The organism is Mycobacterium sp., assembly GCF_049585075.1.
GTDB lineage: Bacteria > Actinomycetota > Actinomycetes > Mycobacteriales > Mycobacteriaceae > Mycobacterium.
On record NZ_JBAUZA010000315.1, the window covers coordinates 1 to 3009 of the forward strand.

At 65.1% G+C, this 3009-nt stretch carries 3 protein-coding genes and 1 pseudogene; 3 read left to right on the forward strand and 1 reads right to left on the reverse strand.

Features of this window, described 5'->3' with window-relative positions:
• Nucleotides 1-10 precede the first annotated feature (10 nt).
• Nucleotides 11-403, forward strand: coding sequence for a 50S ribosomal protein L7/L12 (rplL, locus tag WB785_RS15150; protein ID WP_424080147.1), 393 nt, complete (start codon nucleotides 11-13; stop codon nucleotides 401-403).
• A 53-nt stretch (nucleotides 404-456) separates the two neighbouring features.
• On the opposite strand, the gene WB785_RS15155 is transcribed toward rplL, so the two are convergent.
• Nucleotides 457-1143: a TetR/AcrR family transcriptional regulator gene (locus WB785_RS15155; RefSeq protein ID WP_424080145.1), complete on the reverse strand. Its 687-nt coding sequence runs from the start codon at nucleotides 1141-1143 to the stop codon at nucleotides 457-459.
• Between the two features lie 80 nt (nucleotides 1144-1223).
• Between WB785_RS15155 and WB785_RS15160 the strand changes: the two genes are divergently transcribed.
• Both WB785_RS15160 and WB785_RS15165 read left to right on the forward strand, forming a co-directional pair.
• Entirely contained in the window at nucleotides 1224-2732 is a 1509-nt protein-coding gene (locus WB785_RS15160) for a carotenoid oxygenase family protein (protein ID WP_424080146.1), read from the forward strand.
• 134 nt (nucleotides 2733-2866) lie between these two features.
• Nucleotides 2867-3009, forward strand: a pseudogene (locus WB785_RS15165) (ABC transporter ATP-binding protein); the annotation flags it as partial.

A 3009-nucleotide genomic window follows, 5' to 3' on the forward strand; every position in this document is an offset into this window, starting at 1 on the left:
GACCCACACCATGGCCAAGTTGTCCACCGACGACCTGCTCGACGCGTTCAAGGAACTCACCCTGTTAGAACTCTCGGAGTTCGTGAAGAAATTCGAGGAGACCTTCGAGGTCACCGCGGCCGCACCGGTCGCCGTCGCCGCCGCCGCTCCTGGCGGGGGTGCCCCGGCTGCCGAGGCAGCCGAGGAGCAGTCCGAGTTCGACGTCATCCTCGAGGCCGCCGGCGACAAGAAGATCGGCGTCATCAAGGTTGTCCGTGAGATCGTCTCGGGCCTGGGCCTCAAGGAGGCCAAGGACCTAGTCGACGGCGCGCCCAAGCCCGTCCTGGAGAAGGCCCCCAAGGAGGCGGCCGAGGAGGCCAAGACCAAGCTCGAGGCCGCCGGCGCCACCGTTACCGTCAAGTAGTCACTCAAGCGATTGCCCCCGAAGCCGCTACGGCTTCGGGGGTTTTCGTGCTCTTAGCGCGGCTGCAAAGCCGAACGTTGTGAGTCTCGCACTTGCTCAGGTGAATCACCGAGTGCGATAAGAAGATTCGTCGTCAACGCAGCAAGTACCGGCCCGACGGCGCTGCCCTGCGCGCCGTAGTAGCCCGCGAGTTCGAGCATCACGAAGCCGTGCAGCGATGCCCAGAACTGGGCGGCGGTGGCCACCACGGTGGCGTCGTCGGAGGCAGATCCGACGGTGATCCGGCCCGCCACCATGCAGCGGTGCACGCCGTGCACGACATGCGCGAAGCTGGGGTAGTGGTCGCTGATCTCGGCCACGCTCAATGTCACGACGTCGTGCGCCGGCGCGTTGATGCCGTGCGCGCTGGTGCTGCCGAACATCAGCCGGTACATGTGCGGACGCTCGATGGCGAAACGGCGATAGGCAATCCCGGCGGCCATCAGATCCGCGACCGGGTCCGACGTCGGGGCCATCGTCAACGCCGCATCGAACTGGCACAACCCCTCCTCGGCAACCGCCGCGATCAACGCAGGCATCCCGCCGAAGTGCGTGTACACCGCCATCGTCGAGGTTCCGGCGGCGCCGGCGATTTTGCGGGTCTGCAACGCATCCGGGCCATCTTTGTCGAGGATCTCGACCGCGGCGCGCAGCAACTCGGCACGCACGTTGCGTTCGGTCTGCGAAGTATCCGGAGTCATCAGTTGTCATCTTGACATAGCTGGTCCCACCGGCGTATAACAATGAAATATCACTGTTATGCCAGCTAGGAGGGACTCCTGTGAGAACAGCCACCACCGCCGCACCGGCGAACCCGTATCTCGAGGACTTCCTGGCGCCGGTGACCGCCGAGGTGACTGCGACCGATCTGGCGGTCACCGGAGAGATTCCCGAATTCCTCGACGGGCGCTACCTGCGCAACGGGCCCAACCCCGTCGCAGAGGTCGACCCCGCCACCTACCACTGGTTCAGCGGCGATGCGATGGTGCACGGGGTCGGCCTGCGCGACGGGCAGGCCCGCTGGTATCGCAATCGCTGGGTCCGCACCGCGCATGTGTGCGCCGCGCTGGGCGAGTCCGCGCCCGCCTCGCTCAACCCGCGCGCCGGGATGCTGTCCGTCGGACCCAACACCAACGTGCTCAGCCACGCCGGACAAACCCTGGCAATGGTCGAGGGCGGTGGCGCCAACTACCGGCTGACCGATGACCTCGAGACCGAGGGGACCTGCGACTTCGACGGCACGCTTTCCGGCGGGTACACCGCCCACCCGCACCGCGACCCGGCAACCGGCGAATTGCACGCGATCTCTTACTCTTTCGCGCGCGGACACACAGTCCAGTACTCGGTGATCGACACCAAGGGACGAGCACGGCGGACCGTCGACATCGCGGTGACCGGGTCGCCGATGATGCACGACTTCTCGCTGACCGAGAAGTACGTGGTGATCTATGACCTGCCGGTGACATTCGACCCCGTGCAGGTGTTGCCGACGACCGTGCCGCGCTGGCTGAGCGCGCCGTCTCGACTGGTGGCGCAATCGCTGCTCGGACGCGTCCGCATCCCCAGCCCGATCTCCGCGATGATCAACCGCGATCCCCAGCCGATCCACCGGATGCCCTACAAGTGGAACCGCGACTATCCAGCGCGCATCGGCGTCATGCCCCGCGAGGGTGGCAACAAAGACGTGCGGTGGTTCGACATCGAGCCGTGCTACGTCTACCACCCGCTCAACGCGTACTCCGAAACCCGTGACGGCGCCGAAGTGCTGGTCCTCGACGTGGTGCGCTACCAACGGATGTTCGACCGCGACCTGCGCGGGCCGGGCGACAGCCGGCCAACGCTGGACCGCTGGACCGTCAACCTGGCCACCGGCACGGTGTCCACCGAATGCCGTGACGACCGCTCTCAGGAATTCCCCCGGATCAACGAGAGCCTGTTGGGGGGCAAGCATCGCTTCGGCTACACCGTCGGGATCGACGGCGGCTTCCTCGGATCAGGCAGAACCCAAATGTCGACAGCGCTCTACAAGCACGACTACCAGACCGGATCCAGCACCGTGGCTCCGCTTGACCCCGAGCTGCTGATCGGCGAAATGTCCTTCGTCGCACGTCCCGGCGCCGGTTCGAGGGCCGAGGATGACGGCATTCTGATCGGCTACGGCTATCACCGCGGCCGCGACGAGGGTCAACTGGTGCTGCTCGATGCCCAAACCTGCGAACAGGTGGCGGTTGTGCACTTGCCGCAGCGCGTGCCGATGGGCTTCCATGGCAACTGGTCCCCGCGCGAGTGACGAAATTGCTTCCGATCATGAATTTCCGGCGATAGGCGCACAAGGCGACTCCGTTATCACCAGTGCGCTACAGTGACTCATGCCACAAGCTGGGCTTGGGCAGCGTTAAGTAACGTCTGGCGGGAGGGTTTCGCATGGGTATCGGTATTGAGGTTGAGGGACTGACGAAGTCCTTCGGCTCCCAGCGAATCTGGGAAGACGTGACGATGGAGGTCCCGGCAGGCGAGGTCAGCGTTTTGCTGGGCCCGTCGGGTACTGGTAAATCGGTTTTCTTGAA